Source organism: Mesotoga sp. UBA5847, from assembly GCF_002432735.1.
Taxonomy (GTDB): Bacteria; Thermotogota; Thermotogae; order Petrotogales; family Kosmotogaceae; genus Mesotoga.
Genome location: NZ_DJGL01000086.1, coordinates 1 through 2634 on the forward strand (window position 1 = coordinate 1; position 2634 = coordinate 2634).

Genomic DNA, 2634 nt, shown 5'->3' on the forward strand with positions numbered 1-2634 from the left:
TCACCCCCAGGCTCTCTCAGAACCGGACTTTCAGATAGCAAACCTAGATGATTAAACAAGTTCAGCATGACGGATTGTGAAGTTCTCTCTCTCTTTAACGGAGAACGGAGAACCGATGACGGTGAACCGAAAAAGCTAACTCTCGGTCTTATCAATTTCCTGCAGGTATTCGCCTACTTCATCGATTGAAAAGTATTTGCTCCATCTCTTCTGCTCTCTTCCATCCACTTGAACTATTATTGTTGGAACCGTGAACACGGAATGTTCTGAGGCAACAGCTGGATTCTCTACTGTGTTTATCTTGAAGAACCTCCAGGAAGCAAATGCTTTCTCCACTTCCTCTAATTTTGGCTCAATCGCCGCACAAACTGCGCAGCCGGGGCTGAAAAAGTCGATAACCACCTTTCCGATGACTCCCCTCAATTCTGCCAGAGTTACTTCCTTCACTTCATCGCCTCCTAAAAGCATTATAATTGATAATAATAGTAGAATTTGAACGAGGTGAAGACTTGCAACGAGAAGGCATAAGGACATCTGTGTTCGTACCCATTGTGAAGCTCTGCGGCGAATACTATCTTCTTCTCACAAGAAGATCTACGAAGATAAGTCATCCTGGGCAGATCAGCTTTCCTGGTGGTCACGCAGAAGAAGACGAAACTCTTCTAGAATGCGCGATAAGAGAGATGAAGGAGGAGATAGGCGCCTCTCCGTCTTCACTTGAAGAGGTATGCCAGCTCAATGTCAGTACCACTGTCACCTCAGGGAGAGAAATCACTTCGTTCCTGGGGTTCATCGATGAACTGAAATTCAGGCTCAACAAGAGCGAAGTGGAGGATATCATCTTTCTTTCGATTGAGGCTCTCAAACTCTCCGCTCCGGAACCAATGATCATGCCAAGCGGAAAGAGAACGATCAGATTTCGTTTTCCCGGGTTCATAGTTTGGGGAGCTACGGCAAGAATAATCGAAGTAGCTATTGAGAGAATACTAGAGATAATTGAGAGTCGTGAAGAAGGTATGTCCGAGTGTATAGATGTCAATTACAAAACACATATAAGAGAGGAGTGATTGAATGCTAGACTTCACGTTTCACAATGCGACCAAGATAATCTTCGGAAAAGATACCGAACAACATGTTGGAACCGAGATTTCCCGGTTCGGCAAGAGAGTTCTTCTTCACTACGGTGGAGGCAGTATAAAGAAGACCGGCTTGTACGACCGTGTTGTAAAAAGCCTAAGAGAAGCCGGAGTTGAGATCTTCGAGCTTGGAGGAGTAATGCCCAATCCAAGGTTGTCTCTTGTAAGAGATGGAATCGAACTCTGCCGAAAAAAGAACGTCGATGCAATCCTCGCAGTTGGCGGGGGAAGTGTTATCGACTCGGCCAAGGCGATAGGAATTGGAGTACCTTACGGTGGAGATGTCTGGGACTTCTACTCGACCGGCAAGAAAGTAGAAAAGATGCTCCCGCTCGGTGTTGTGCTAACAATTCCTGCAGCCGGAAGCGAATCGAGCGGCGGATCTGTAATCACAAACGAAGACGGCTGGTACAAGAGAGCAGCAAACAGTGTTCACATGAGAGCGAAATTCGCAATAATGAATCCCGAACTGACTTTCACACTGCCTGCTTACCAGACGGCGGTAGGTGCGGTAGATATAATGTCCCATGTCATGGAAAGGTACTTCACAAATGTGAAGAACGTGGATTTCACGGACAGACTCTGCGAAGCTACTCTAAGAACAGTGATCAAGAACACACCTATAGCTCTAAAAGAGCCTGAGAATTACGATGCGAGAGCGGAGATAATGTGGGCCGGAACCATAGCTCATAACGACTTGCTAAGCACGGGAAGAATCGGAGACTGGGCTACTCACGGCATGGAACATGAACTCAGCGCGATATACGACATAGCTCACGGCGGAGGCCTGGCGATTATGTGGGCTCCGTGGATGACTTATGTGTATAAGCACGATGTTGAACGCTTTGCCCAATTTGCATACAGAGTCTGGGACGTCGAACCGGACTTCCGTAATCCTGAAAAGGCCGCTGTTGAGGGAATTAGAAGGCTGAAGGAATTCTTTGCTAGTCTCGGTATTCCCGTTACCCTGACAGACGCCGGAATTCCCGACGACAAGTTTGAGGAGATGGCCAAGAAGGCAACTGAAGACGGGCCTCTGGGACAGTTCGTACAACTTCATAAGGACGATGTTAAGAAGATCTACGAACTGGCGAAGTGAACTTATGCTCGGTTTAGCGTTATCTGTTTGCCAAAAGACCGTAAGTCTCAGTCAGAAAGCGAAACAAGGTTTTGCATTTGGAGTTTGGAAAATCGGGTAGCGAGTGAGGAGTGCAATAGAGTTGTAGGGGCGTGCGGCTGCACGCCCCTTTTCTTAAGAAAGACTGATGAATCTGCAAAGACTTTGCATATCCTATGAAGGGGAAGAGACCCTAGTAAGCATTGTTGTGTTCTTCAAATCACCCGATACTGCCATTTCGTAGAGCCCGCATGAACCGCGTGGCGTCACGTTTTTGGTTCTCTCTGCTCTTTATGGCGAACAGCCGTTCGCCCCTACAAGAAGTGCATGATTTTGAATCGGATCTCAGATCACAAAGGAAGTGTGGATCTACCAGGGGAT

3 protein-coding genes are annotated in these 2634 nt (G+C 47.1%); 2 read left to right on the top strand and 1 reads right to left on the bottom strand.

The window, feature by feature from the left end:
* Positions 1 to 135: 135 nt before the first annotated feature.
* On the bottom strand, positions 136 to 447 hold the full coding sequence (locus B3K91_RS11200) for a thioredoxin family protein (RefSeq protein WP_292590506.1): 312 nt from the start codon (positions 445 to 447) through the stop codon (positions 136 to 138).
* Between the two features lie 62 nt (positions 448 to 509).
* Between B3K91_RS11200 and B3K91_RS11205 the strand changes: the two genes are divergently transcribed.
* Positions 510 to 1067 carry an NUDIX hydrolase gene (locus tag B3K91_RS11205; protein WP_292590504.1) on the top strand — a complete coding sequence of 186 codons (558 nt, stop codon included), beginning with the start codon at positions 510 to 512 and terminating at the stop codon, positions 1065 to 1067.
* Positions 1068 to 1071: 4 nt separating this feature from the next.
* Positions 1072 to 2235, top strand: a complete 1164-nt coding sequence (locus tag B3K91_RS11210) for an iron-containing alcohol dehydrogenase (protein WP_292590502.1) — start codon at positions 1072 to 1074, stop codon at positions 2233 to 2235.
* The last annotated feature ends 399 nt before the right edge of the window (positions 2236 to 2634 follow it).